The following is a 768-nucleotide window of genomic DNA, read 5'->3' on the forward strand; positions in this document are numbered from 1 at the left end:
CCGCGCCGGTGCGGCCGTGCAGAGCGTCCCCGCCGAGGGCGGCGAACACCGCGACGGCCTCGGTCAGCTGGGCCAGGGCCGCCTCGAACGCGGCCTGGATGGAGCCGTCCTCGGCGTCCTCGGCGCACGAGCGGGCCAGCAGGTCACCGAACTGGCGGTGGGTGTGGCCCAGTTCGGCGGCGAGCCGCTGCCGGGCCTCCTCGTCGGGCGCCGCGTCCAGCGCCGCCGCGCACTCCCGGAGGGCGTCCGCCATCAGCTCCCGCGCGCGGTCCGAGCCGTCCTGCGCGCGCAGCGCGAGCCACGCCCGAGCCCGCAGCGAGCGGACGAGGCCGTGGACGTTGCCGAGGGATCGCCACAGGTCGCCCGCGCGTGTGTAGGCCTGGTCGGCCTCGGCGGGCATCCCCGCGTGGCCCAGCGATTCGGCGGCGAGGTGGGCGAGGGTCGCGTGGTCGTGCTGTTCCGGCCAGTGCCGGGCGATCTCCGCAGCCCGCAGACGCCGCTCCGCGGCCGCCTGGTGTTCCCCCAGCTCGCTCAGGCAGTCGGCGAGCCACCACTGCGCCTGCACCACCGCGCCGTCCCCGTGCGTCGCCTCGGTCAGATCGGCCAGCGCGGACTCCAGCACCTCCGCCGCCTCGGCCCAGCGCCCCTGCCGCAGCAGGAATCCGCCGAGCAGCTGCCGCGCCCAGGGGCCCAGGGTGCGGCCCTCGCCCGCCTCGTCGGCCCAGTGCGCCGCCTCCAGGGCGTGCTCGGCGGCCTCCTCGGCCTGCC

Annotated in this window: 1 pseudogene; it reads right to left on the minus strand. The window is 78.1% G+C overall.

What is annotated here, in order from left to right:
- A pseudogene (locus tag CCN42_RS39365) lies at window positions 1-768 on the minus strand (tetratricopeptide repeat protein); the annotation flags it as partial.

The sequence above is a fragment of the Streptomyces glaucescens genome (assembly GCF_002154375.1).
Lineage (GTDB): Bacteria > Actinomycetota > Actinomycetes > Streptomycetales > Streptomycetaceae > Streptomyces > Streptomyces glaucescens.